Here is a 25,895-nt window from a genome sequence, read left to right as displayed (position 1 = left end):
CGATCGATCAGCGCTTGAACTTGGTGACGGAGCTGTCCTTCTTGATGGCGTCGGCGCGCTTCTGGATCCGCTCCACGAAGGCGTCCGCGTTGATCCGGCCGAACATCAGCTCGTTGGTGGCGGTACGCGCCTCCGTGTCGAGCTCCTTGTACCAACCGTCGAAGTACAGGTTGAACACGTCCTGACCGGCCGCCTTGAGCGCGGCCTGCGAGCTGGCCACACCGGGCGGGAAGGCGAAGCCCTCCGAGCCGGCGGTGACCACGGTCGGGGCCTTGACCACCTCGGTGAAGCCCTTCGCGCCCGCCGTCGAGAGCATCTGACGCATGTACTCCAGCCCGCCCTTGGGGTTCTTGCTCTTCGCCGAGACAAAGTAGCCCTCACCGGCGGTGGCGCGCAGCGCGGTGGCCGGCAGCTTGTCCGAGGCGGACATGCTCGGCACCGGCATGAGCTGGTAGTCGAAGCCGGCCGGGGTGTCCTTCTTCTGCTCGCCCTCCAGCCAGTCACCGCTGGGGTACAGGGCCACCTTGTACTGGTTCTGCCGCAGCTGCACGTCGGTGTGCTTGAGGCCCTCGAAGCTCTTGTCGCTGAACTTCGCCCCAACCTCGGCCCATGCGGTGGCCGCCTGCTTCACGGCGTCCTGCTGCCAGGCGCCGTCCTCCAGGTTGTCGATGTTCTTCAGCACGTCCGTGCCGCCGATCTTGGCGGCGTGGGTGAGGATCACGTTCCACTGGTAGTAGGCCGCGTTCGCACCGGCGTAGCCGTACGGGGTGATGCCCTTGGCCTTGATCTTCGTGAGCAGGGCGATGAACTCGTCCCAGTTCTTCGCCGGCGCCCAGCCGTTGTCCTTGAACAGCTTCCCGGAGTACCAGATGCCGAAGACCGTGGAGACGTAGTACAGGACGAACGGCTTGCCGTTGAACGAGCCCGCCTCGATGGTGCCCGGCACCACCGTGTCGCGGACCTTCTTGGTCGGGTCGTCGACCGACGGCGCGTCCCACAGCTCGGTGAGGTCCTGGAGCTGACCGTCGGCCACGAGCGCGCCGAAGTCCATCAGCTTCTCGCCCGAGTTGTTCACGAACTCCGGCGGGTTACCGGAGGCGAACCGCGGCTGGAGCACCGTGGAGACGGCCTGGGTGGCCTGGTGCTTGACCTCCGCCTTGGGGAACGCCTTCTTGTACAGCGGCTCGTGCACGTCGGTGGCGTACTTCTCGCCGTAGCCACCGTTGAAGATGACCACCTCGATCGCGGCGTCCTCCTTGACGCCCAGCGGGTTCTTCTCGCTCTTGGTGCCGCCGGCGACCTGCTCGTTGTCACCGTCGCTGCCGCTGGTGGCGCAGGCGCCGAGCAGGCCGATGGCCGGAGTGGCGAGCACGCCCACGGCGGCGGCGCGACGCAGCACCGCGCGACGGTCGAGTGCGGCCGGGTGTTCGGGGGTAATCGACATCGTCGTGTCTCCTTGTGGAATTCGGGTCATGCGGTACGCCGGAGACGTCCGGCGTACCGCGACTCGAGGGCGAGGTTGTGCTCGTCCCCGCCGGGGACGTTGGCGGAGAGGTAGATAGGGGGTACCTCCCCGGCCTGGTGGAACCGTCGTACGACCTCCGCGGTCAGCAACTGCGCCAGCAGCGCCGTGGTGACCGAGGAGACCGCACAGACCGCGCCGCCGCCCTCGAGCGGCAGCAGTGCATCGCCGTACGGCGCGCCGTTGTCCAGCACGACGTCGGCGAGGTCGGCGAGCCGGTGCCCGGACGGGTGCCGTGGGGCGACCCGCGCGGTGTGCTCGACCGAGGTGACCGCGATCAACGGGTGACCGCGCTCGGTGACCAGCGCCGCCAGCTCGACCACCGAGCCGTTGATGCCGGATTGGGACGCCACCACGAACACGTCGCGCGGCTGGGGCGCCGCGAGCGCGTAGATCTGGTGGGCGATGGAGGGATCACGTTCCAGCTTGGGGTCGGCGAGCACGTCACGCGGGGCGTCACCGTGCATCACCAGGTCCCGTACCGAGAGCCGGTTGGTGGGGACCAGCCCGCCGGCCCGGGCGACCAACTCGGCGGCGAACGCCTCCGAGTGGCCGGCGCCGAACGCCTGGAGCACGCCGCCGTCGCGCAGGCTGTCGGCGATCAGGTCGGCGGCCCGGGTGATCCCGTCGGCCTCCGAGTCGAGCAGCCGGTCGAGCACCGGGCGGACGGCGTCCGCGTACCCCTGGGCGCTGATCATGAGACGGCTCCCTTCGCTGCCTTGTGCCCGTCGACGGCCTGCGCTGTGCGCCGGAAGGCCGCGTGCGCGCGGTCGTGCGTGCGTTGGGCGACGGCGATGTAGAGCAGGTCGAGCACCACCAGTTGGGGGTGCCGGGCGGAGAGCGCGTCCGGCCGGAAGGTGGTCGCCTGGCTGGCCGTGAGCAGCACGATGTCGGCCAGTTCGGCCAACGGGGAGCGGGGGAAGCCGGTGAGCGCGAGTGTGGTGGCGCCCCGGCTGCCCGCCTCGGCGAGCATCTCGATCGTTTCCCGGGTCTGCCCGGTGTGCGAGATGCCGAGCGCCACGTCCCCCGACCGCAGCAAGGCGGCGCTGGCCAGCCCCTCGTGCACGTCGTTCCACGCCCACGCCGCCACACCGATGCGGTGCAGGCTGAACTGCATCTCCTCACCGACCAGGGCGCTGCCGCTGGCACCGAAGATGTTCACCCTGCTGGCGCCGGCGATCGCCACCGCGGCCCGCTCCACCTCGGTGAGGTCGAGCAGGGTGGCGGTGTCGTGCATGGCCCGGGTGTCGGCGGCCATGATCTGGTCGAGCACCCGGGCGAGCGGGTCGCTCGGTTGGATCTCCCGTCCGATGTCGACGGTCCAACCCGCCGAGCGGGCCCGGCCGGTCTCGGAGGCGATGCCCAGTCGCAGGTCGGCGTACCCCTCGAAGCCCATCGCCCGGCAGAAGCGGGTGATGGTCGCCGGTGAGGTGCCGCTCCGCTCGGCCAACTCGACGATTGTCGCGCGGGCGGCGGCCTCGGGGTCACTGAGCACGTGCTCGGCAACCCGGCGCAGGGCTCCGGTCAACTCGCCGAGCCCGTTGCGGACGCGGGCCAGCACACCGTCGGAGGCGGAACTCCGTCGCTCGATCACGTTGGCGTCGACCACCGCGGTCCCCGCGGCGGTGTCCACCTCGTGATCAACCATGAGACGCCTCAGCTTTCCGAAAAGACTGTTAACTGTTAGTGGTAAAAGTTCTTACTAACCGACCCTCTGTGTCAAGACTGTGGGCGAAGTTTTCAAACTGTTACCTGGCGCACAGGCCTCCACGCCTGCCACAACTTGCCCCGCACGACCCCGCCGACCAGCATGAACAAGCCAGATCGCCGTTCCGCGCAAGGAGACTCGTGCCGATGTCCGACAGCGTCGTGGTGGGTCTCGATATCGGCGGTACGTCCACCCGGGCGACCGTCCTCACCCTCACCGGGCAACGCGTCGGCACCGGCCGCGCCGGCGGCGGCAACCCCACCAGTCACGGCGCCGAGCGCGCCGCCGCCGAACTGCTGACCGCGCTCCGCGAGGCGCTCGCCGACGTCGACCCGACGCGGGCGGCCGCCGGCACCATCGGGCTCGCCGGAGCCGGCCGGCTGCTCGCCGACCCGGCCGGGCGGGCCGCCTTCGACCAGGCCTGGCACGACGCCGGCCTGCGCTGCCCGTACGAGGTGCACGGCGACGCCCTGGTCGCGTACGCCTCCGGCACCGCCGCCCCGGACGGAACCATCCTCATCGCCGGCACCGGGGCGATCACCGCCCAGGTCCACGAGCTGCGGCTCGACCGGATCGCCGACGGCCACGGCTGGCTCCTCGGCGATGCCGGCTCGGGCTTCTGGCTCGGTCGGGAAGCCGTGCGTCGACTGCTCGCCGACCTCGACGCCGGCCGCGGGCTCGGCGCGCTGACCACGACGGTGCTCACCGAGATCCTGGGCAGCGCCGACATCGCCGCCCGCCCCCGGGACACCGTCGACGCCACCATCCAGGCGGTGACCCGTCGACCCCCCATCGAACTGGCCCGGCTCGCGCCGCTGGTCGTCGACGCCGCCACCCACGGCGACCCGGTCGCCACCGAACTGATCACCGACGCCGCCGGGCACCTCACCGAGAGCGTGAGCCGCATCCGCCCCGCCGGGGCGGTGACACCGATCGTGCTCGGCGGCGGCCTGCTCACCGCGGACACCCCGCTCGCCGCCGCCGTCCGGGCCAAGATCGCGCGACACTGGCCGGACGCGCCACTGCGTACCGCCGGAGACGGTGCCGCCGCCGCAGCCTGGCTCGCCGCCCGTGGCCTACCCGAGGTGACCGACCCAGCGGCCCTGCACGCCCGCCTCTTCCCCACCCCCTGAAGCCCTCGGCGCGGGGCGCCCAGCCACCGCCCTGCACCAGCGCCCCGCGGGCCCCAGGGGCCCCAAGCGCCCCACTGGCCCCAAGCGCCCCACGCGCCCCGCGCCCTACGCGCCCCGCGCCCCACGCGCCCCGCACACCGCGCCGCGCGCCGCACCGCGCCATGCGCGCGCATGATCGCACTCGATCCAGGATGTAGTGCCCTCCGGCCGCGACGAGGGGACTCTTTCCAGGATTTAGCGCGATCACCGGTGCGCGGGCGCCCGAGACGAGCACGATCACGGTGGGCCACAAGACCGCACGGGCTGCCCCCGTCCCCGAGCAGGTGACAGCGCTTGTCGACGCCGCACCCCCGCAGGGACGGCCGTACAGGGGGACGCGGTCTCGGCACCCGCCTCCGGTGGCGGCATTGCACCAGAGCCCGCTACCTCCCAGGAATCAGCGGCTCTATTTGCTTGTTCAAGCAATCACTGACGGGTTCGACGAGAGGTTCAGCCGTTCCGCGTCATGAGATCACCGTAGGAACCGGAGGCACTGACATGAATCGGCTCAAAGGGCGCGCTGCACTGGTCACAGGCTCGACGAGCGGAATTGGGCGCGGTGTGGCGGAGGCGATGGCCCGCGAGGGCGCCATCGTCGTCGTGACCGGACTTGGCGCGGAGCAGGGTGCTCAGGTCGTCGACGGAATCGTCGCGGAGGGCGGCATCGCCCACTTCGTCGAGTCGGACCTCTCTGCGGGCGGCTCCGAGATCCGCCGCCTTGCGCAGGAGGCGACGACCCTGGCGGGTCGGCCGATCGACATCCTGGTCAACAATGCGGCCTTTCTCGTGCCGCCTCACCCCATGACCGAGTCGACCGAGGAACAGATCGACAAGGTGCTGGAGGTCAACATCAAGGCCCCGTACCTTCTGACGGCGGCCCTGGTGCCCGGCATGGTGGAGCATGGCGGCGGCTCAGTGATCAACATAGGCTCGATCGGCGGCGTGGATGGAATCAAGTTCACCTCGCTGTACGGCGCCAGCAAGGCAGGCCTGCACTCGCTGACCAGGTCGTGGGCCGCGGAGCTGGCCGCTGCCGGTGTGCGGGTGAACACCGTCGCCCCAGGACCCACCATCACGCAGGGGAACGAAGACCTCCGCCCGCTCCTGGAGAAGCTCGCCGAGAGCAACCCGGACAGGCGTACGGGCACCGTGCAGGACACCGCCGCGGCAGTGATCTTCCTCGCCAGTGAGGAAGCGTCACACATCCACGGTGTACTCCTCCCCGTGGACGGCGGGGCCCTCGCGATCTGAGGACAGGCCGGCTCGGCGCGTCGGCGCCGAGCCGGCTTCACCGGCGACCGATCAGGATCGGTCAGACCTGGGCTGCCTGGAGGACTCTCGCGAGGAGGCAGGAACGGGCCCTACTTGAGCTGCCCCGCGGTGAGCCCCGACTGCACCTGGCGCTGGAAGGCCACGTAGATGGCGAGCACCGGGAGCACCGCGATGCTCAGCCCGGCGAACAGCCGGGCGTAGTCGCCGGCGTAGCCCTGGCTGACCGAGAGCGCGAACAGCCCCTGCGCCAGCATCCACTTGGACTCGTCGCCCTGCAACAGCACCTGCGGCAACAGGAACTGGTTCCAGTGGCTGAGGAAGTTGAAGATCGCCACGCTGATCAGTCCCGGACGTGCCATGGGCAGCATCACCCGGAAGAAGAGCCGGAAGTGACCGCAGCCGTCGACCAACGCCGCCTCCGCCACCGAGGTCGGCAGGGTCCGGAAGAACGCGGTCAGGAAGAACACCGTGAACGGCAGTGAGTAGGCCGCGTACACGAGGGTCAGCCCGAGCCAGGTGTTGAAGAGGCCGGCGTTGCGGACCACGAAGAAGAGCGGCACCAGGGCGAGGAACACCGGGAACATCAGGCCGCCGACGAACAGGTAGTAGACGATCTGGCGGCCACGGAACTCGTAGCGGGCGAAGACGTACGCGGCGGTGGCGCCCATCAGCATGGTGAGGCTGACCGAGCCGGTCACCACCACCAGGCTGTTGAGGAAGTACCGGCCGATGTGCGCGCCGGTCCAGGCCCGCGCCCAGTTGTCCAGGTGCAGCGCGCCGGGGAGCCCCCACGGGTCGGCGAGGATCTCACCGTTGGTCTTGAACGAGCTGATGAACATCCACAGCAGTGGCAGTACGGTGAGCAGGCCCCAGATCAGCAGGAAGCCGTGCGAGAGGGCGTTGGCCACGCCGAGTTCCCGGCGTACCGGGCGGTCCCCGCTGGTGACCGGGGTCGGGGCGGTCGCGGTGGGCTGATCCAGAGTGGTCACGAGTACTCGATCCGTTCGCGCCGGCCGACCCGCAGCGACAGCACCGCCACCGAGAGGGTCAGGAAGAACATCACCACGCCGATCGCCGAGGCGTAGCCGAACTTGGTCTCGCTGCCGAAGGCGGTGTCGTACATGCGTACGCCGATCACGTCGGTGGAGAAGTTCGGCCCGCCGTTGGTCATCAGCTGCACGAGGATGAACCCGTCCAGGGCGAAGATGGCCAGATAGACCCAGGCGACCTGGACGGTGTCCCAGAGCAGCGGCAGGGTGACCCGGCGCAGGGTGGTGAACCGGGACGCGCCGTCGAGCAGGACGGCCTCGTAGATCTCCTTCGGTACGGCCGACATCGCGGCGCCGAACAGCACCACGTAGAAGCCGACGTTGCTCCACACCATCACCGCGAGCACGCACCAGAAGGCGGTCGCCGGATCGCCGAGCCAGGTCGGGGCGGGCAGGCCGAGGCCGTGCAGAGCGGTGGTGAGCAGCCCCTTGTTGGGGTGGTACACCTCCTTCCACAGCAACGCGATGATCACCACGGAGAGCACCTGCGGGAAGAAGTAGACGGTGCGGTAGAGCGCGCCGCCGCGTACGCCGGTGACGCCGGCACTGCCCTTGCGCCCGCCCATGGCGAGCATGGTGGCGAAGAAGAGCCCGAGCACGATGGTGAGCACCGGCACCAGACCCAGCAGGATCGCGTTGTTCTTCAGCGCGTTCCACACGTAGTCGTCGTGCCAGAGGGTCTTGAAGTTGGCCAGGCCGACCGGGTTGGCGTCGGCCGAGTAGCCGAGCCAGTCGGTGGTGGAGATCTGGAACGCCTGGAGGTACGGCGAGACGACGAAGAACACGTACAGCAGCACCGGTGGCACCAGGAACGTGACGATCAACGGCCACTTGCCATGTTTCACGAGAGGGACCTCTCCGTTGGGGTACGGCCGGTGGGGGCGGGCTTCTCCCCCACCGGCCGGGCAGGTCAGGCCGTTCGCTTGTACTTCTTGATCGAGCTGTCCTGGGCGATCGAGTCGGCGCCCTTCTGGCACTGTTCGAGGAACTCGGCGGGGCCGATCCGGCCGCTGAAGAACTCGCCGCATGCGGCGTCGACGAGGTTGCGCTCCAACTTGCGGTAGAAGTTGTTGTAGACCCAGTTGAAGCCGTTGGCCCCGGACGCGTCGAGGGCCTTGACCACGGTGCTCAGCCCGTACGGCAGCTCGACGCCCTCGGTGGCGCCGGCGACCACGGTGAGGCTGGCGACCTTTTTCGTGAAGTCCTGGGCGCCCTTCTTGGAGAGCATGGTCCGGAAGTACTCCAGGCCACCGGCGACGTTGCGGGCCTTGGCGGGCACCATGAACGGTTCACCGGCGGTGCCCCGGATCGCCTCGAACGGCAGTTTGTCGCCGCTGCCCAGGCTCGGCGTCGGCACGATGGTCATGTTGAACCCGGCCGGGGTGACGTCCTTCTGCTCGCTCTCCAGCCAGGAGCCGCAGGAGATGAAGGCGGCCTTGCCCTGGCACCAGGCGGTCTGCGACTGCTTGTGGTCCAGGCCGGGCGAGCCCTCCAGGATGTACTTGTCCTTGACGATCTGGTGCCAGGCGTCGGCGGCGGCACGCATCGAGTCGGACTTCCAGGCGTTCGGCTCCAGGTTGTCGATGGCGGTCGCCACCGACGGGCCGCCGAACTTGATGGCCGTGGAGATCAGCGGCCAGCTCATGTAGCGCGGGTGCAGGCCGGCGTACGTCCAGGGGGCGATGCCGGCGGCCTTGATCTGCTTGCAGAGCGCGATGTGCTCGTCCCAGGTCTTCGCGTACGACCAGCCGCGGTCGGCGAAGAGCTTGGCGGAGTGCCAGATGCCGTAGGCGGTGTAGGTGTAGTTGAGCACCAGGAACTTGCCGTCGTAGGAGCCGACCTCGACCGCGCCGGGCAGCAGGGTGTCCTTGACCGTCTTGCCGGGGATGTCGAGGCTCGGGGCGGCCAGCAGGTCGTCGAGGCCGGCGAGGGCGTTCTGGCTGACCAGGCCGTTGAAGTCGATCTGGCCGGAGCCGGAGTTGTTGACCACGTCCGGCGGGGTGCCGTCGACGAAGCGCGGCTGGAGGGTCTTGCTGATCTCCTGGGTGGAAGAGTGCTTGATCTTCGCCTTCGGGTACTTCTCGGTGTACATGGCCTCGTGGGCCTTGGCGTACTCCTCACCGAACCCGCCCCCGAAGATCACCACCTCGAGTGGGGCGTCCTCCTTCACGCCGAGCGGGTTCTGGGCGCTCTTGGTGCCCTGGTAGGTCTCGGCATCCTTCTTGTCACCGCCACCGCTGGTGGCGCAGCCGGACAGCAGGCCGGCGGCGGGGGTGGCCAGGAGGCCGGCGGCGGCGCTGCGCCGCAGGATGTCACGCCTGTTCATGGGTTCTCCTCGGGTCGGGTCGGGCGGATCGCCGGTCTGTGGGGGGAGGCGTTCGCCGCGCGAGGGACGGTAGTTCTCTTCAGTTCATGCTCTGTTGCTGAAGAATTTCTACGACAGCCGGGCTCGGACTTCAAGTCCTGACTGTCGAACCGTTATCACCACCAGCCGCCGCCGGGTCGCCTAGCCTTGGGCGATGCGCCGTCTGCGCCAGTTGGCCGAGCGCACCCCGGCTGGGCGGGAGCGGTACGTCGACCTGCTCCGCGCGCTCGCCATCACCATGGTCGTTTTCGGACACTGGAGCGTCACGGTGATCGGCCGCGACGCCGCCGGGCAGGCCACCGGGCACTCCGCGCTCGGCGACCTGCGCTGGGCGTACCCGCTGACCTGGCTGGCCCAGGTGATGCCGGTCTTCTTCCTGGTCGGAGGGTACGCCAACGCGGCCTCGCTGACCCGGCTGCGGGCCCGCGGCGGCGACGCCGCCGGCTGGCTGATCGACCGCAGTGCCCGCCTGGTCCGCCCCACCAGCACGCTGCTGCTGGTGCTCACCGCAGCCGCGGCGGTGGCCTGGCTCCGCAACATCGATCCGGCCCAGATCCGCCAGGTGTTCTGGTTCGCCACCATCCCGCTCTGGTTCCTGGTCGCCTACCTGGCGGCGGTCGTGCTCACCCCACCGATGTACGCGCTGCATCGCCGCCTCGGCCTGGCCGTACCGCTGGTGCTCGTCGCCCTGGTCGGCCTCGGCGACCTCGGCCGGCTGAGCGGGCCGGAGGAGCTGAGCTACGGCAACTACCTGTTCGGTTGGCTCGCCGTCCACCAGCTCGGCTTCGCCTGGCACGACGCCCGCGCCGCGCCGCCACCTGCCGGCCCAGGCGAGTCACCACCGGCAGAGGCCGGCGCCACAACCGCGCCGCCACCGGCCGGGACCGACGCTGCCGGGCCGTCGACTCCCGACCGTCCGGGGGTACGCCGACGGCGGCTGCCCACCTCCCGCCGGGCCGGTCTGGTCTTCCTGGCGGGCGGGCTGGGCGCGGTGCTGCTGCTCACCGTGCTCGGCCCCTGGCCGGTGGCCATGCTCAAGGTGCCCGACGAGCGGCTCGACAACGCCGCGCCACCCAGCCTCGCGTTGCTGGCCGTCGCCGCCGGTCAGCTCGGCCTGATCCTGCTGCTGCGCGGCCCGGCGGAGCGACTGCTGCGCCGCACCGGGCCGTGGCAGCTGGTGATCGGGGTCAACCTGGTGGTGCTGACCGTGTTCCTCTGGCACCTGACCGCCGCGATCCTGCTGATCGGGTTCCTCGACGCGGTCGGGACGCTGCCCACCCCGGCAGTCGACACGGCCGCCTGGTGGGCCTGGCGGGTGCCCTGGTTGCTGCTGCTCAGCGCCGTACTGGCGGTGCTGGTCGCCATCTTCGGGCCGGTGGAGGCGCGTAGCGGGCGGCACCGCACCGGGCGGCGGACCCCTCGGGGCACCCCGGCCCGGTCGGCGTTGGCGGTAGCCGGCTACGCCGCCGTGGTGGCCGCGCTGCTGGTCAACAGCACCACACCGCGGCAGGCCCCGGAGCCGCTCGGCACGCCCGTCCCGGCGCTGGTGGCGTACCTGGCCGGGGCGGGCGTGCTGCGACTGCTCAGGTCTGGGTGGGGAACCCGAGATTGACCCCGCCGTGGCGCGGATCCAACCAGCGACTGGTGACGACCTTGCCCCGGGTGAAGAAGCGCACCCCGTCCTCGCCGTGGGCGTGCAGGTCACCGAAGAGGGACGACTTCCAGCCACCGAACGAGTGGTACGCCATCGGCACCGGGATGGGCACGTTGATCCCGACCATGCCCACCTCCACCTCGTGCTGGTAGCGCCGGGCCGCCCCGCCGTCGTTGGTGAAGATCGCCGTTCCGTTGCCGTACGGGCTGGCGTTGACCAGGTCCACCGCCTCGTCGTACGAGCCGACCCGGACCACGCTCAGGACCGGCCCGAAGATCTCGTCGGTGTAGATCGACATGTCCGGGGTCACCCGGTCGAACAGCGTCGGGCCGAGCCAGAAACCGTCCGGGTCGCCGTCCGGCGTCACGTCCCGCCCGTCCACCACCGCCACCGCGCCGGCGGCCACACCGGCGTCCACGTAGGAGCGCACCTTCGCCTCGTGCGCGGCGGTGACCAACGGGCCCATGTCGCAGCCCCGCCGGCCGTCGCCGGTGCGCAGACCGGTCACCCGCGCGGCGATCCGCTCGACCAGCGCGTCCGCCACCGGCTCCACCGCCACCAGCACCGAGATGGCCATGCACCGCTCCCCCGCCGAGCCGAACCCGGCGTTGACCGCCGCGTCGGCGGCCAGGTCCAGATCGGCGTCCGGGAGCACCACCATGTGGTTCTTCGCCCCACCGAGCGCCTGCACCCGCTTACCGGCGGTCATTGCGCGTTGGTAGACGTACCGGGCGATCGGGGTGGAGCCGACGAACGACACCGCCCGCACCTCCGGGTGCTCCAGCAACGCGTCGACCGCCTCTTTGTCGCCGTTGACCACGTTGAGCACCCCGTCGGGCAGACCCGCCTCGGCGAACCACCCGGCCAGCAGCAGTGCCGCACTCGGGTCCTTCTCGCTCGGCTTGAGCACCACCGCGTTGCCGCAGGCCACCGCCACCGGCACGAACCACAGCGGCACCATCACCGGGAAGTTGAACGGGGAGATCACCGCGACCACTCCGAGCGGCTGCCGGATGGTGTACGAGTCGACCTCGGTGGACACGTTCTCGCTGAACGCGCCGCGCAACGCCGACGGCAGCCCGCACGCGTACTCGATGACCTCCAGACCGCGCTGCACCTCGCCGGCGGCGTCGGCGAGCACCTTGCCGTGCTCGGCGGTGATCACCTCGGCGAGCCGGTCCCGCCGGGCGTGCACCAACTCCCGGAAGGCGAACAGCACCGCGGACCGCCGGGCCAACGACGCGTCCCGCCAGGCCCGCGCCGCGCGGGCCGCGGCCTGCACCGCCACGTCGACGTCCGCGGTCGAGGCCAGCTCGACCTCGGCGGTACGCCGACCGGTCGCCGGGTCGAACACGTCACCGCGCCGCTCGGACGTGCCGCCGACCCGCTTGCCGTCGATGAAGTGACCGATGCTCATGCCGCCACCCCCGCAGCCGTTCGGATCGCGTCGACGAGGATCGCCAGGCCCTCACGGGCCTCCTCCTCGGTCAGCGTCAACGGTGGGCCCATCCGCAGCACGTTGCCGTGGAGGCCGCCCTTGCCGGTGAGCAGGCCACCGTCGCGGGCGGCTTCGAAGACCCGGTTGGTCAGCGCCGGATCCGGCTCACTGCCGCCCGGTCGGACGAACTCGACGCCGAGCATCAGCCCCTTTCCGCGTACCTCGGCGACGCAGTCGAGCCCGCCCACGGCGGACCGCAGGCCGTCGGCGAGGATCGCGCCGACGCGGGCCGCGTTCGCCTGGAGGTCGTGCGCGATCAGGTAGTCGAGCACCGCGTTGCCGGCGGCGGTGGAGATCGGGTTGCCGCCGAAGGTGGAGAAGCTGATGGCCGGCACCGACTCCAACACCTCGGCCCGGCCGACCACCCCGGCCAGGGCGAACCCGTTGCCGATGCCCTTGGCGAAGGTGAGCAGGTCGGGGGTGACGCCGTGCGCCTGGTAACCCCAGAAGTGCTCCCCGGTACGCCCCCAGCCGGTCTGCACCTCGTCGGCGATGAACAGGATGCCGTGCTCGTCGAGGACCTTCTTCCAGCCGGCGAAGAGCCCGTCCGGCGGGTGCACGAAACCGCCCACACCCTGGATCGGCTCGGCGATGAGCGCGGCCACGTCACCGGCGGTCTGGGTGGCCAGCACCTCGCGCAGGTCCTCCACCGCCGCGTCGACCTGCTCGTCGGCGCTGAGCCGGGCCAGCAGGCCACGCACCCGGTCACCGGAGTGCAGCCAGGCCACCTGGAGCGGGTTGAGGCCGCTGGCCGACCAGTTGCGGTTGCCGGTGACGCCCATCGCCGCGTACGACCGGCCGTGGTAACTGTTGCGCACGGCCAGGATCTGGTGCGAGCGGCGGTGGTTGGTGGCGACCAGCAGTGCCGCCTCGTTCGCCTCGGTGCCGGAGTTGGTGAAGAACACCCGGGCGTCCGGGATGCCGGAGCGCTGGGCGATCTTCTCGGCCAGCTCCACCTGTTGACGGATCAGGTAGAGCGTCGAGGTGTGCACGATGCCGGTGGCGAGCTGCCGCTCGACGGCCTCCCGGATCTCCGGGATGTCGTACCCGATCATGTTGGTCAGCACGCCGCCGAAGAAGTCCAGGTAGCTGCGCCCCTGCGCGTCGGTGACCCGGCGGCCCGAGCCGGAGACCAACTCGAGCGGCTCGGCGTAGTACAACGGCATCCAGGACGGGAGCACGGCCCGGTGCCGGGCCAGCAGGTCGTCGGTCATCGTGGCAACCCTTCAGCGGCGTTCGTGGATACCGCACGCTCCCACCGCCGGCCGACGCGAACAACTGTCAGCCTGTAGCGCATGGACGCCCCGACCTGACAGCACGTCAACGGTTTCCACGGCAAGGGTTGGCCATGACTCATGATTTCCGCAGTGCTCACGGGAAACGACCACTCGATCCGTAGCCTGGCCGTCCACCGCTACCCTGGGTCGGTCCACTGTCGCCGGGGAGGCACGCGGTGCGCATCGAAGAGACGATCGTCGAGCTGGAGCGCGTCGCCGCGCGCGAGGTGGGCCGGGGCAGCGAGGCGCTGGCCGCGCCCGCGGCAGGTGGGCTGCTGGCCGCCGCCCCACGCTCAGCGTCGACGGCCTCGACTGGCCCGGGTACGCCGAACCGCTCACCCGGATCGCCGAGCTGGTCAGGGCAGGCCGGTAGGCGTCTGTGGCTCGGTCGCCGGCCGCAAGGCCCTCGGCGGGCGGCTCGCCGCTCGCGCGTGCGCGACCTGGCGGGGGCGCAACGGCAGGTGCAGGGCGGCGGCGACCACCGCGAAGGCCGCCCAGCCGGCGCCCAGCGCCGCAGCCGACGAGACGTCCTGAAGGTAGTGGTACGCGGTGAGGAAGCCGACCAGCGCGAGGCTGTTGCGGGCGAAGTGCCGACTGAACTCGGCCAACTGCCGGCGGGACTCGACGGCGACCAGCACCCCCGAGTACGGGAACGTCACCACCATGCCACGCAGCACGGCGCCGAGCAGTTGGGTGAGGACCGCCCCAACGAAGATCACCATCAGCTTGAGCAACGCCGGCAGCCCGTCCGGGCGGGTCTCCGCGACGGCGGCCGCCTCCTCGACGGAAGCCCCACGTTGGCGGGCGCGACGGCGCAGCCACAGGATGGCCGCCAGCCAGAGCACGAGCGTGCCGGCGAGGGCCACCTCGAACGGAATGTCGACGGCCAACAGGCCGGCGCTCAGCGCCACGTAGACGGCGATCCCCGCGACGTCGGCGAGCAGGATCGGCCAACGCCACCGCTGGTGGGTGACCGCCACGGTGACGAAGAAGAGGTTGAGCCCGAGCACGCCGAGCACCTGCGCGCCGTCCACCCGGTACCCGGTGGTGACCAGGGCGAGCGTCATCGGCAGCGGCAGGCTGTAGACCAGTGCGCGGAGCCGGACGGAGCGGATCACGCTGACCGCCCAGACCACGGCCGTCACCAGCAGGACCGCGCTCCACGTCATGGCTCACCCGTTTCCCGCCCCGGTTGGGGGCCGTCAGTCGTGGAAGGTCGCGGCGTTCGCGCAGAGGTCGAACACGCGGGTGAGCCGAGCGACGTCCGTCCGGTTGACCGAGAACTGATTCTCGCCGATCTCGCCGTGCGCGGTCATGTGGGCCTCCCAACAGCTCGACCCGTCCCAGAGTGTCAAATTCACGTGCAGGTGCGGACTCACCACCCCGAGAGGCAGCAGACCCACCCGCGCCCCGGCCGCGCGCTGCTTCTCCACCAGGGCGGACAGATCGTCGGTCAGCGTCGCGTAGACGAAGACCCGGGTGATCTGGACACCTCGTTGCAGGGCCTCCACGTTGGCCTCCCAGTAGCGCCGGCCGATCTCACTGCGCCACCAGCTCAGCTCCCCGCTCACCCGGGGCATCACGTTGGTCAACCCGTCCAGCCGACGTACGCAGGCGCGGGTCGCGCCGACCAGATCCTCGCCCTCGTCACCGCGCCGGATGATCCGACCGTCGGCGAGCTGCTCGGCCTCCAACCGGAACTGCTCGTAGCGCCGCTGCGCCTCCACCGCGACCCGGGTGCCCGCGTGCTGCTCGGCCGCCTCCCGGATGGCCCCGGCCAGCTCCGTGGTGGTGCGGACCAGCCAGGGTGGGCCGTCCAACAGGGTGCGCAGGTGGAAGCGGCGCTCCGCGCGGGCCAGTGAGTCGACCAGCAGCGAGATGGTGATGCCCATCAGGCCGGCCAACAGCGACTCCACCCCGGAGGCGGCGTTGCTGAGGTCGAGCACGATGCTGAGGGTGATCGACAGCGTGATGCCGACCAACGCCACCGGGTCGGTGTGCGCCACCAGCCGGACGAAGCCGGCGGTGGAACCGCCGCCCTCCCGTAACCGCTGACGGGCCACGTCACGGGTCATCGAGATCCCCCAATCCGCCGGTCCCGCCAGCGTAGACAGCAACCACAACCACCGGCCCCGCCACAGCAGGCCGGTAGCATCCGGCTGTGCACAGAGCGGACGCGGCGCCGTCGACCGGAACGGACGACGAGCGGATCACGGCGGAGATCCAGACCTGGGTCTGCTCCACCCCGCTCCGCGGCCTCGTCGCCCACTTCGGCGGCACCTGGCCCGACGGTGACCTCACCGACGTGCTCCGCTTCCTCGACGACTTCTCCGCCCGCCACTGGGATTTCCGGGGCGGGCGGGAACGACCCGACGCCCGGGAGCCCGACCTCGACCCGGCCACCGCGACACTGGTGCTCGACGCGGCTGCCGCGCTCGGGCTGATCCACCCCGTGCCGCCGGCCCGGTCGGCGTACGCCCACCTGGTGGTGCTCGGCGGCCTGGCGCACGCCTGCGTACGCCGCGTCGGCTACGCCGCGCACCTGCTCCGCGCCGGCCTGCCGGTGACCGGCGAGGTCGCCGTCCTGGGCAGCTTCCGACCACTGTCGGACTGGGAACGCCGCACGCTCGCCGAGGCGGGCCTACCGGCCGACGAGACCGAGGTGGACGTGCTGGACACGGCCGTCCGCCGAGTGTTCGAGGTGGCCGCCCCGGCCGAGCAGGACGGCGTGGACGCCGGCCACCCGCACCACTCCTGGTCGTCGCGGACCTATCGAGCGGACGGGCTGCCGCCGATCCGGGTGCTGGCCGCGCCGTCCAGCGAACCCGATCAGCGGCGGGCCCACACCGCCGACACCCAGCGGTTCTGGGCCGCCCACGTCCGGCTCGCGCCAGGCGACAAGGTCCTGATGGTCACCGCGCCGATCTACGTGCCGTTCCAGCACTGCGACGCGCTGCGCACGCTGGCCGTGCCGTACGGGTGCGCCATCGACACGGTCGGGGTGGACCCGACGCTGGCCGACCTGGCGGTGCTACCCGAGCAGACGCTCACGCCGGGGCGCTACCTCCAGGAGATCCGCTCGGCGATCCGCTCGATGCGCGCCCTGCACGCCGGGCTTCACCCGCGCTGAGTGGGAGGCCCGGCCCGTCGCTGAGCGGGCTCAGCGGACGGTGTCGGCTGAGCTGGGCTCAGCGGGCGGTGTCGGCTGAGCGGGCTCAGCGGGCGGTGTCGGCGACGGCCTGGGCGAAGACCTCGGAGCGGTGCTCGAAGTTGCGGAACCGGCCGTAGCTGGGCGCGGCCGGGGACAGCAGCACCACCCCGCCGGCCGGGGTCACCTCGCGGGACAGCCGGACCGCGTCCACCAGGTCGTCGACCAGTTCGGTACGCACCTTGGGCAGGCCGGCGAGCACCTCGACGATGCGGGTGCCGCTGTCCGGAATCCCGATCACGGTCAGCTCCCGCTCGGCCAGGTGCTCGGCCAACGGCGTGTAGTCCAGACCCCGGTCGTTACCCCCGACGATCACCGTCAACGGCCGCCCGTCGTACGCGTCGATGGCGTGCATGGCCGCGTACGGGCTGGTGGCCAGCGTGTCGTCGACGAACGTCAGCCCGGACGGGTCGGTGATCTCGGTGAGCCGGTGCGCCAGCCCCTGGAACTCGGCGACCGCGACGGCGAGGTGGTCCTTACCGGCCACCACGTCCACGCCGAGGGCGTCGAGCACGGCGAGCGCGACACAGAGGTTGCCCTCGTTGTGCCGGCCGACCAGCGGCAGCACGGCACGCGGGAAGAGCGGCTGGTCACCGAAGTGGAACCACTGCGTGCCGTCGGCACCGGTGGCGACGTGGGTGGTGTCGGGGTGACCGGCGCGGACCGCCGGCAGCTCACCCAGCTCCGCGGCGAGGCGGGGGTCGCCGCCGTTGACCACGATCGTCTGCGGGTGGTGGGCGAGCAGGTTGAGCTTGTCCCGGTAGTACTCCCGTTCCCCACCGTGCGCGTCCAGGTGCTCGGGGAAGAGCGCGGTGACCACCGCCACCCGGGGCGAGTCGGTGAGGTCGCTGCACTGGTAGCTGGACAACTCCAGCACGTACAGCTCCGCGTCCGGCAGGTCCAGGGTCGGCACCCCGATGTTGCCGCCGAAGACGTTCGGCCGGCCCATCGCTGTGAGCAGGTGACTGATCAGGCTGGAGGTGGTGCTCTTGCCCTTGCTGCCGGTGACCCCGACGGTGAGGGCGGCATGGTCGGCCATCCACAACGCGGTGCCCTGGGTCACCAGGATCCCGCGTCGGCGCAGCTCGATCAGCCACGGGTGGGTCTGCGGCACGCCCGGGGAGCGGACCACCACGTCCGCGGCGGCCAGCCGTTCGAAGCCCGCCTCGCCGGTGATCAGCGGTGCCGCCTCGGCCAGGGGGCCGTCCCAGGGCAGCGACAGGAAGTTCGCGCTGTCGTCCACGGCGACCAGCTCGGCCGGGCCGTGCGCGGCGATGGCGGTCACAGCGGCCCGGCCCTCCCGACCGGTGCCCCAGACGGCGACGGTACGTCCGCGCAGGTCAGAAAGGCGCACGGGGCTCTCCTCGTGGGTCACGGCGGCGGCAGGGCGGGCCCGGTCCGGACACGGCCGGACGAACCAGGGCCTAGTATGGCGTGTGCCCAACGAGCAGCTCCGGCGGATGGACGCCTTCACCTTCCCGTCCTACTCGATCGACTTCGCCACCGGCGAGGTGTTGTTCGACTACGCCCTGACCGGCCCGGCCGGTGAGCAGCGGTTCACCGAGGTGATCACGCTTCCGCTGCCGGCGGAACCGCCCTCCGACGAGACGGTGGCGACCCTCAACCGGGTGCTGGAGGTGCTGCACCTCGTCGCCGGGGTCAGCTACTACAAGGCCGCCGCGCCGCCCCGACTCGTGCTGCCGGCGCCGCTGGGCGCTGCCACCGTCGACTACGTCACGGCCGTCTACACCAGGGGCCTCGCTGAGTACGCATACCGCAACCAACTGCCGCACGTGCTCGAGCTGCGTCCGGAGGTGCCGGCCGGCACGCCGGAGTCACCCCGGGTGTACGACGACTCGGACCGTCGCCCGCTCTCGGCGGTCGGCGGTGGTAAGGACTCGATCGTCAGCCTGGAGGCGCTGCGCCGCGCCGAGCTGGACCCGGTGCCGTTCTCGGTCAACCCGAACCACGTGATCGTCGCCGTCAACGAGGCGTCCGGGCTGGTCCCGCTGGCCGCCCGGCGGCGTATCGACCCGGTGCTGTTCGACCTGAACGCGGCCGGCGCGTTGAACGGGCACATCCCGGTCACCGCCATCAACTCCCTGATCGCGGTGGCCACCGCCGTCCTGCACGGGCTGGGCCCGGTGGTGATGTCCAACGAGCGTTCGGCGTCCGACCCGAACCTGGTGTGGAACGGCCACGAGATCAACCACCAGTGGTCCAAGGGCGTCGAGGCGGAGGGGCTGCTGCGGGCGTCGCTGGCCGAGCACGCCGGCCTGACCGACCCGTACTTCTCCCTGCTGCGTTCGCTGTCCGAGCTGCACATCGCCCGGCTGTTCGCCGAGTTCACCCGGTACGACGACGTGGTGACCAGCTGCAACCAGGCGTTCAAGCTGCGCGACGCGAGTGAACGCTGGTGCCGTGACTGCCCGAAGTGCCGCTTCGTCTTCCTGGCCATGGCGCCGTTCATGCCACGGGAGCGGGTCACCCACATCTTCGGCGGCGACCTGCTGGCCGACGAGTCGCAGATCCCCGGCTACCGCGAGTTGCTGGGCGTGGACGGGCACAAGCCGTTCGAGTGCGTGGGCGAGGTCGAGGAGTCGGTGGTGGCGCTCGGCCTGCTCGCCGAGCAGGACCAGTGGCGCGACGCCCCGGTGATCCAGGCCCTGGTCGACGCCGTCCCGGAAACGGCCTGGTCCGCGGTGGCCAACTCTGACGTCTTCACCCCCGGCGGCCCCAACCACATCCCACCCACCTACGCCAAAGCCCTGAATTCCCTCACCTAACCCAACCCCCACCCCTCCCCTGCCTCCCCCCTCCCCTTCCCCGGCGTCCCACCGGCCTCTTGCCCCGGTGATCAAGAGGTTTACGTCATCGCGCGCCAGATTCCTGACGCAAACTTCTTGATCACCGCCGCAGGGCGGGGCGGGTGGGGCCGGGGGTGGGGGTTAGGGGGTGCGGACTGCTTCCAGGGCTAGTAGGGCCACGTGTAGGGAGAGGCTGGCCTCTACCGAATCCAGGTCCACGTCGAGGATGCGGGCGATCCGGGCCAGGCGTTCGTAGAAGGCCGGCCGGGACAGGTGGGCGGCGGCGGCACCGGCCGACTTGTTGCGCCCCTGCTCCAGGTAGGCGCGCAGGGTGTCGAGCAGCCGTTCCCGGGGGTGCCGGGCGTCGTACTCCAGCAGCGCGCCGAGTTCACGCTCCACGAAGGTCTGGAGGCGGGGCTCGTCGCGCAGCAGGTGCAGCAGCCCGGCCAGACCGACGTGCGGCAGCCGGAAGATCGGCAGGTCACGCCGGTCCCGCCGGGCCGCCTCGGCGATCTGCCGCGCCTCGACCAGCGACCGCCGGGCCTCCCGCAGGGTGCCCACCCCGGAGCCGGCGGCCACGATCACGGCACCCGGGCCAGCGCCCCGGAACGGGTCGACACCGACCCCCGACCGAGCGGCCTCGACACCGAACGCCGCGCGGGACGGATCCACGCCGAAGCCAGTGCGGGCTGGATCGGCGCCGACCGCCGCACGGGAGGCGTCGGATGCGGGACGGGACACGTCGACGCCGGAGGCGGCCCGCGCCGGTTCGACACCGGGTGCCGGTCGGCCGGTGCCGGCGTCGAGGCGTACCCGACGAAGGGCGCTGGCGAACGCGGACAGCGCGCGGTCCTCGGCGGCTGCGTCCGGCAGGGCCAGCAGCGCGCCCACCGAGTTGTCGTCGACGGCGCTGGTCAGCGCGGTCAGCTTCGCCTCCCGCAGGGCCTGGCCGACCGCCTCGGAGAGATCGCGTAGCCGGGCCTGGCCGGCCTCGGGGCCGATCTCCCCGGCGGGGTCGTCGGCGCGGTGCCGGACCATCACGCCGACCAGGTGCCGCCGGTCGAGCACCACGCCGAGCGCCTTGGCCCGCAGCCCCACCTCGTCCACCGGGCGGGAGTGGTCGAGCAGCGCGGTGAGCAGGGTGCGATGGATCTGCCGCTCCAGGCCCTCGGCGTCGCGGCGAATCAGCCGGCCCAACGCGAGGGTGGACGCGGCCCGCTCGATCAGGATGGTGAGCCGGGTGGGCGAGCCCGCGGTCGGTTCGACGGCCCGGACGCTGGGCACGTCGCCGCTGGCCGGCCAGCGCAGCAGCAGCCGACCCCAGTCCTGCCCCCGGGCACCGACGGTGGTCACCAGCCAGCCGCTGTCCGGGTCGTACGCGGTCCGCCCGGCCGGGCGGATCCGCCGGGAGTGCTGCTCCCAGCCGTCGAGCAGCAGCTCGGCGCTCTCGCCCGCCGGGTCGTACCCGAGCACCTGCCGGGACAGGTTCTCCAGCACCACGGGGCAACCGGACAGCTCGGCGGCCTGGCGGATCACCTCGGCGGCGTCGGCGCCCTCCACGGACAGGTCGTTGAACCGCTGGTGGATCTCCTCGGTGGCGCGCAGCTCGGTGAGCTGCGCGTCGACGATCAGCGCGTGCACCGCCTCGGTGATCCGGACGAACGGGGTGGCCCGGCGCAGCTCCACCAGGGGCAGCCCGCGCCGCTCGGCGGCGGCGGCCATCACCCGGGGCACACCGCTGACGTACCGGCGGCCCAGCTCGACGACGAGACCGGAGACTCCGACGTCGGCGAGGTCACCGATGAACGCGCGCAACCCGGCGTCGTCCCCGGGCAGACCGATGCCGGTGGTGAGCACCAGTTCGCCACCGCCGAGCAGCGTGGCGATGTCCGGCACCTCGGCGACGTGCACCCACCGGACGGGTCGGTCCAGCCCCTCGTCGCCGGCGACCACGCGTGGCGCGCCGTGGCGGACCGGGTCCAGGGCGAGGACCTCACGGACGGTAGGGAACACGGCCGACACGCTACCGTCCGTGACGCCGGAACTCGACTTGCCACCGGCGCGAGGGGTTCAGTCGACGCCGAACTCCATCGCGGCGCGGTCGAGCGCCTCGTCCTCCGGCGAGGCGACACCCCGGGAGGCGATGGCCTCCGCGCCGCCCTCGGGCATCGCGCCGATCAACCCGGTGGAGGCGGCCTGCGCGGCCCCGATCATCCGCTGCGGGTTCCCGCCGCCGACCAGGCCGAGGGAGGCGTACTGCTCCAGCTTCGACCGCGAGTCGGCGATGTCCAGGTTGCGCATGGTGAGCTGGCCGATCCGGTCCGACGGGCCGAACGCCGAGTCCTCGGTACGCTCCATCGACAGCTTGTCGGGGTGGTAGCTGAACGACGGGCCGGTGGTGTCCAGGATCGAGTAGTCCTCGCCCCGGCGCAGCCGCAACGTCACCTCGCCGGTGACCGCCGTGCCGACCCACCGCTGCAACGACTCGCGCAGCATCAGCGCCTGCGGGTCCAGCCAGCGGCCCTCGTACATCAGCCGACCGAGGCGGCGACCCTCGTTGTGGTAGTTCGCCAGGGTGTCCTCGTTGTGGATGGCGTTGACCAGCCGCTCGTACGCGTAGTGCAGCAGCGCCATCCCGGGCGCCTCGTAGATGCCCCGGCTCTTGGCCTCGATGATCCGGTTCTCGATCTGGTCCGACATGCCCAGGCCGTGCCGGCCGCCGATGGCGTTGGCCTCCAGCACCAGGTCGACGGCGCTGCCGAACTCCTTGCCGTTGATCGTGACCGGGCGGCCCTGGTCGAAGCCGACGGTGACGTCCTCGGTCGGGATCTCCACCGACGGGTCCCAGAAGCGGACGCCCATGATCGGGCTGACCGTCTCGATGCCGGTGTCGAGGTGCTCCAGGGTCTTCGCCTCGTGCGTGGCGCCCCAGATGTTGGCGTCGGTCGAGTACGCCTTCTCGGTGCTGTCCCGGTAGGGCAGGCCGCGTTCGAGCAGCCACTCGGACATCTCCTTACGCCCACCCAGCTCGGTGACGAAGGCCGTGTCGAGCCACGGCTTGTAGATGCGCAGCATCGGGTTGGCCAGCAGGCCGTACCGGTAGAACCGCTCGATGTCGTTGCCCTTGAAGGTCGAGCCGTCGCCCCAGATCTGGACGTCGTCGGCGACCATCGCCCGCACCAGCAGGGTGCCGGTCACGGCGCGGCCCAGCGGGGTGGTGTTGAAGTACGCCCGCCCGCCGGTACGGATGTGGAAGGCGCCGCAGGTCAACGCGGCCAGGCCCTCCTCGACCAGGGCGGCGCGGCAGTCGACCAGGCGGGCGACCTCGGCGCCGTAGCTGAGCGCGCGGCCGGGCACCGAGGCGATGTCGGGCTCGTCGTACTGGCCGATGTCGGCGGTGTAGGCGCAGGGAATGGCGCCCTTGTCGCGCATCCACGCGACCGCGACCGAGGTGTCGAGGCCGCCGGAGAAGGCGATGCCGACACGTTCGCCGGTGGGCAGGGAGGTGAGAACCTTGGACACGGGGAAAATTATGCAATAGAACGCATGGCCATGCAAGCCGATGCGGTCTACTCGCCGCCGAACGGCGGATCGTCGCGGCCCAGCTCCCAGAACGCCACCGCCGCCGCGGCGGCCACGTTCAACGAATCCACGCCGCGGCGCATCGGAAGGACCACCCGCACGTCGCTGGCGGCCTGGGCCGCCGCGGTGAGGCCGGGCCCCTCGGCGCCGAGCAGCAGCGCCGCCCGCTCGCGCTGCGCCGGGGTCAACCGCTGGATCGGTACGGCGTCCGGCGCGGGCGTCATGGCGAGCACTGTGAAGCCGGCCTCCCGTACCTGGTCCAGGCCCTCGGGCCAGCGGTCGAGCTTCGCGTACGGCATCGCGAAGACCTCACCCATGCTGACCCGGACACTGCGCCGGTACAGCGGGTCGGCGCAGGACGGCGACAGCAGCACCGCGTCGATGCCCAGCGCGGCGGCACCCCGGAAGACCGCTCCGAGGTTGGTGTGGTTGTTCACGTCCTCCAGGAGCACGACCCGGCGCGCGGCGGCGAGCACCTCGGCCGCCGTCGGCAGCGGCCGGCGGTGGAACGACGCCAGCACCCCCCGGTGTACGTGGAAGCCGGTGGCCCGCTGCAGCACGTCCTGGGTCGCTGCGTAGACCGGCGCGTCGCCGGTGTCCAGGTCGGCGAGCTGGTCGACCCGCTTGGCGTCGACCAGGTACGACCGGGCCGGGTAGCCCGCGCGCAGCGCCCGGCGCAGCACCAGCTCCCCCTCGGCGATGAACAGGCCGTGCGGTGGTTCCCAGCGGGTGCGCAGCTCGACGTCGGTGAGCGCCCGGTAGTCGGCGATCCGGTCGTCGTCAGGGTCGGTGATCTCGTGGACGGGCACCCGACGATTCTGCCGGACGCGGAGCAGTGCGCCTCGACGCCCGTCCGGCGGGGTGTTTTGTCCGAAGAAGAAGGGGAATGACCGGCGGACATCGGGACGCGACGGGAAGGACCAGCCAGGTGAGCGCAGACGACACCACGGCGGGCGAAGCGGGCACCCTGCCCCGGCGTCCGACCGTCGCCGACCACATCGTGTCGCGACTGTTCAGCTGGGGTGTACACCGCTACTTCGGCTATCCCGGGGACGGCATCAACGGCCTCACCTCCGCGCTGCAACGCACCAACGGCCGCGCCCAGTTCATCCAGGTCCGCCACGAGGAGACCGCCGGCTTCGCCGCCTCCGCGCACGTCAAGTACGGCGGCGGGCCGCTGGGCTGCGCGCTGGTCACCAGCGGGCCGGGCGCCATTCACCTGCTCAACGGCCTGTACGACGCGAAGCTCGACCACCAACCGGTGGTCGCCCTGGTCGGTCACACAGCGACCACCGCCGAGGGCGGCGGTTACTACCAGGAGGTCGACCTGCTCGCCCTCTACAAGGACGTGGCAGCGGCGTTCCTGGCTCAGCTCGACCACCCGGCGCAGGTACGCCACCTGGTCGACCGGGCGTGCCGGACGGCGCTGGCCCGGCGTACCGTCACCGCCCTGATTCTGCCCCTGGACCTGCAGGACGAGCCGGCCGTACCGAACCCGCCGCACGCGCACGGCTACTACCAGACCAGCAACGCGCCGAGCAGCACACCGACGGTGCCGCCGGAGGCGGACGTACGCCGGGCGGCCGAGGTGCTGCGCGGCGGGCAACGGGTGGCCATGCTGGTCGGCCAGGGTGCCCTCGGCGCGCGCGACGAGGTCCGCGAGATCGCTGATCGGCTCGGGGCCGGCGTGGCCACCGCGCTGCTCGGCTTCACCGCCGTCGACCACCGCGAACCGTGGGTGACCGGCGCGATCGGGCTGCTCGGCACCCGACCGAGCTGGCAGCTGATGAGCGGCTGCGACCGGCTGCTGATCGTGGGCAGCAACATGCCGTACTCGGAGTTCTACCCGCAGCCCGGGCAGGCCCGCGCGGTGCAGATCGACCTGGACGGCACCCAGCTCGGGCTGCGGTACCCGACCGAGGTGAACCTGACCGGCGACGCCCGCCCCACGCTGCGGGCGTTGCTGAACGAGCTGGGCCCCGGCCCCGGGCCGACCGCCTGGCGGGCAGAGGTCGCCGAGGCCACCTCGGCGTGGCGTCGGGTGCAGCACGACCTGGCCGAGCAGGCCGCCGACCCGGTCAACCCGCAGTTGCTCTTCCACACGCTGAACGAACGCCTGCCCGACGACGTGCTGCTCGCTGTCGACTGCGGCACCACCACCGCCTGGTACGCCCGACACATCCAGGTACGCCCCAGCATGCTGGCCAGCCTCTCCGGCACGCTGCTGTCCATGGGCGGCGCCATGCCGTACGCGTTGAGCGCCAAGTTCGCCCACCCGGACCGGCCGCTGGTCGCACTGATCGGCGACGGCGCCATGCAGATGAACGGCGTCAACGAGCTGATCACCGTGGCGAAGTACTGGCGCAGCTGGGCCGACCCGCGCTTCGTGGTGCTGGTGCTCAACAACCGGGATCTGGCGTTCGTCAGCTGGGAACAGCGCTCCACCGAGGGGACGCCGATGTTCCCGGACAGCCAGCAGTTGCCGGACATCGCCTACCACCAGTGGGCGGAGGTGCTCGGCCTGCAGGGCGAGTTGATCGACTCACCAGATCAGGTGCGCGACGTCTGGGACCGGGCGCTCACCGCCGACCGGCCGGTGGTGATCAACGCCCTGGTCGACCCGGCGGAGCTGATGCTGCCACCGCACTTCACCGTCGAGCAGGCCCGCAAGACCGCCGCGGCGGTGCTACGCGGCGACACCGACTGGGCCGGAATCATCCGCCGCGGCCTCCCGTCGACGCTCGCGAGCTACCGCCCCCGCCGCCGAGACCGCTGAGACCG

The 25,895-nt window shown here is 71.4% G+C and carries 20 protein-coding genes; 6 read left to right on the top strand and 14 right to left on the bottom strand.

Annotated elements, in window-relative coordinates:
- Window positions 1-7: 7 nt before the first annotated feature.
- The 3 genes from ngcE (GA0070561_RS21895) to GA0070561_RS21885 are packed head-to-tail and all read right to left on the bottom strand — an operon-like array spanning window position 8 to window position 3,170.
- The gene (gene ngcE / locus GA0070561_RS21895; RefSeq protein WP_091403973.1) at window positions 8-1,444 is read right to left on the bottom strand and encodes an N-acetylglucosamine/diacetylchitobiose ABC transporter substrate-binding protein; all 1,437 of its coding nucleotides are present in this window, start codon (window positions 1,442-1,444) and stop codon (window positions 8-10) included.
- Between the two features lie 26 nt (window positions 1,445-1,470).
- On the bottom strand, window positions 1,471-2,220 hold the full coding sequence (locus GA0070561_RS21890; protein WP_091403970.1) for a sugar isomerase domain-containing protein: 750 nt from the start codon (window positions 2,218-2,220) through the stop codon (window positions 1,471-1,473).
- On the bottom strand, window positions 2,217-3,170 hold the full coding sequence (locus GA0070561_RS21885) for a MurR/RpiR family transcriptional regulator (RefSeq protein WP_091403966.1): 954 nt from the start codon (window positions 3,168-3,170) through the stop codon (window positions 2,217-2,219). The genes GA0070561_RS21890 and GA0070561_RS21885 overlap by 4 nt, the downstream gene beginning before the upstream one ends.
- 206 nt (window positions 3,171-3,376) lie before the next feature.
- Between GA0070561_RS21885 and GA0070561_RS21880 the strand changes: the two genes are divergently transcribed.
- Window positions 3,377-4,363, top strand: a complete 987-nt coding sequence (locus GA0070561_RS21880) for an N-acetylglucosamine kinase (RefSeq protein WP_091403959.1) — start codon at window positions 3,377-3,379, stop codon at window positions 4,361-4,363.
- Between the two features lie 537 nt (window positions 4,364-4,900).
- Window positions 4,901-5,653, top strand: a complete 753-nt coding sequence (locus GA0070561_RS21875; RefSeq protein ID WP_091403952.1) for an SDR family NAD(P)-dependent oxidoreductase — start codon at window positions 4,901-4,903, stop codon at window positions 5,651-5,653.
- A gap of 110 nt (window positions 5,654-5,763) precedes the next feature.
- Here GA0070561_RS21875 and GA0070561_RS21870 read toward each other — a convergent pair whose 3' ends face one another.
- From GA0070561_RS21870 to ngcE (GA0070561_RS21860), 3 genes are all read right to left on the bottom strand, one after another.
- On the bottom strand, window positions 5,764-6,663 hold the full coding sequence (locus GA0070561_RS21870; protein WP_091403948.1) for a carbohydrate ABC transporter permease: 900 nt from the start codon (window positions 6,661-6,663) through the stop codon (window positions 5,764-5,766).
- Entirely contained in the window at window positions 6,660-7,568 is a 909-nt protein-coding gene (locus GA0070561_RS21865; RefSeq protein WP_091403945.1) for a carbohydrate ABC transporter permease, read from the bottom strand. Before GA0070561_RS21865 ends, GA0070561_RS21870 begins: the two co-directional genes overlap by 4 nt.
- A 65-nt stretch (window positions 7,569-7,633) precedes the next feature.
- The gene (ngcE, locus tag GA0070561_RS21860; RefSeq protein ID WP_091403943.1) at window positions 7,634-9,049 is read right to left on the bottom strand and encodes an N-acetylglucosamine/diacetylchitobiose ABC transporter substrate-binding protein; all 1,416 of its coding nucleotides are present in this window, start codon (window positions 9,047-9,049) and stop codon (window positions 7,634-7,636) included.
- 193 nt (window positions 9,050-9,242) lie between these two features.
- On the opposite strand from ngcE (GA0070561_RS21860), the gene GA0070561_RS21855 reads away from it, so the two are divergent.
- Complete coding sequence (locus GA0070561_RS21855; protein ID WP_091403939.1) at window positions 9,243-10,700, top strand: acyltransferase family protein; 1,458 nt, start codon at window positions 9,243-9,245, stop codon at window positions 10,698-10,700.
- On the opposite strand, the gene GA0070561_RS21850 is transcribed toward GA0070561_RS21855, so the two are convergent.
- From GA0070561_RS21850 to GA0070561_RS21835, 4 genes are all read right to left on the bottom strand, one after another.
- Window positions 10,672-12,159 carry a CoA-acylating methylmalonate-semialdehyde dehydrogenase gene (locus tag GA0070561_RS21850; RefSeq protein WP_091403936.1) on the bottom strand — a complete coding sequence of 496 codons (1,488 nt, stop codon included), beginning with the start codon at window positions 12,157-12,159 and terminating at the stop codon, window positions 10,672-10,674. The genes GA0070561_RS21855 and GA0070561_RS21850 overlap by 29 nt on opposite strands.
- A complete protein-coding gene (locus tag GA0070561_RS21845) occupies window positions 12,156-13,454 on the bottom strand; it encodes an aspartate aminotransferase family protein (protein WP_091403933.1) in 1,299 nt (432 codons plus the stop codon). The genes GA0070561_RS21850 and GA0070561_RS21845 overlap by 4 nt, the downstream gene beginning before the upstream one ends.
- A gap of 419 nt (window positions 13,455-13,873) precedes the next feature.
- Entirely contained in the window at window positions 13,874-14,686 is an 813-nt protein-coding gene (locus GA0070561_RS21840) for a hypothetical protein (RefSeq protein ID WP_091403930.1), read from the bottom strand.
- A gap of 33 nt (window positions 14,687-14,719) precedes the next feature.
- Window positions 14,720-15,592 carry a hypothetical protein gene (locus GA0070561_RS21835; RefSeq protein ID WP_091403926.1) on the bottom strand — a complete coding sequence of 291 codons (873 nt, stop codon included), beginning with the start codon at window positions 15,590-15,592 and terminating at the stop codon, window positions 14,720-14,722.
- Between the two features lie 86 nt (window positions 15,593-15,678).
- Between GA0070561_RS21835 and GA0070561_RS21830 the strand changes: the two genes are divergently transcribed.
- Window positions 15,679-16,647, top strand: coding sequence for a hypothetical protein (locus GA0070561_RS21830; protein WP_091403920.1), 969 nt, complete (start codon window positions 15,679-15,681; stop codon window positions 16,645-16,647).
- An 85-nt stretch (window positions 16,648-16,732) separates the two neighbouring features.
- Here GA0070561_RS21830 and murD read toward each other — a convergent pair whose 3' ends face one another.
- Window positions 16,733-18,079, bottom strand: a complete 1,347-nt coding sequence (gene murD / locus GA0070561_RS21825) for a UDP-N-acetylmuramoyl-L-alanine--D-glutamate ligase (protein WP_091403915.1) — start codon at window positions 18,077-18,079, stop codon at window positions 16,733-16,735.
- 82 nt (window positions 18,080-18,161) lie between these two features.
- Between murD and GA0070561_RS21820 the strand changes: the two genes are divergently transcribed.
- Window positions 18,162-19,511, top strand: a complete 1,350-nt coding sequence (locus GA0070561_RS21820) for a MurL-like N-terminal domain-containing (RefSeq protein ID WP_091403911.1) — start codon at window positions 18,162-18,164, stop codon at window positions 19,509-19,511.
- Window positions 19,512-19,673: 162 nt separating this feature from the next.
- Here GA0070561_RS21820 and GA0070561_RS21815 read toward each other — a convergent pair whose 3' ends face one another.
- The 3 genes from GA0070561_RS21815 to GA0070561_RS21805 are packed head-to-tail and all read right to left on the bottom strand — an operon-like array spanning window position 19,674 to window position 23,950.
- Entirely contained in the window at window positions 19,674-21,545 is a 1,872-nt protein-coding gene (locus tag GA0070561_RS21815; protein ID WP_167362456.1) for a PucR family transcriptional regulator, read from the bottom strand.
- 57 nt (window positions 21,546-21,602) lie between these two features.
- Window positions 21,603-23,054, bottom strand: coding sequence for an argininosuccinate synthase (gene argG, locus GA0070561_RS21810; RefSeq protein WP_091403905.1), 1,452 nt, complete (start codon window positions 23,052-23,054; stop codon window positions 21,603-21,605).
- 47 nt (window positions 23,055-23,101) lie between these two features.
- Window positions 23,102-23,950 carry a TrmH family RNA methyltransferase gene (locus GA0070561_RS21805; protein WP_244166408.1) on the bottom strand — a complete coding sequence of 283 codons (849 nt, stop codon included), beginning with the start codon at window positions 23,948-23,950 and terminating at the stop codon, window positions 23,102-23,104.
- Between the two features lie 50 nt (window positions 23,951-24,000).
- Between GA0070561_RS21805 and GA0070561_RS21800 the strand changes: the two genes are divergently transcribed.
- Entirely contained in the window at window positions 24,001-25,890 is a 1,890-nt protein-coding gene (locus GA0070561_RS21800; protein WP_373861479.1) for a thiamine pyrophosphate-requiring protein, read from the top strand.
- Window positions 25,891-25,895: the final 5 nt, after the last annotated feature.

This window comes from Micromonospora saelicesensis (genome assembly GCF_900091575.1).
GTDB classification, from domain to species: Bacteria; Actinomycetota; Actinomycetes; order Mycobacteriales; family Micromonosporaceae; genus Micromonospora; species Micromonospora saelicesensis.
This window is presented reverse-complemented; position numbering and strand designations above follow the sequence as displayed.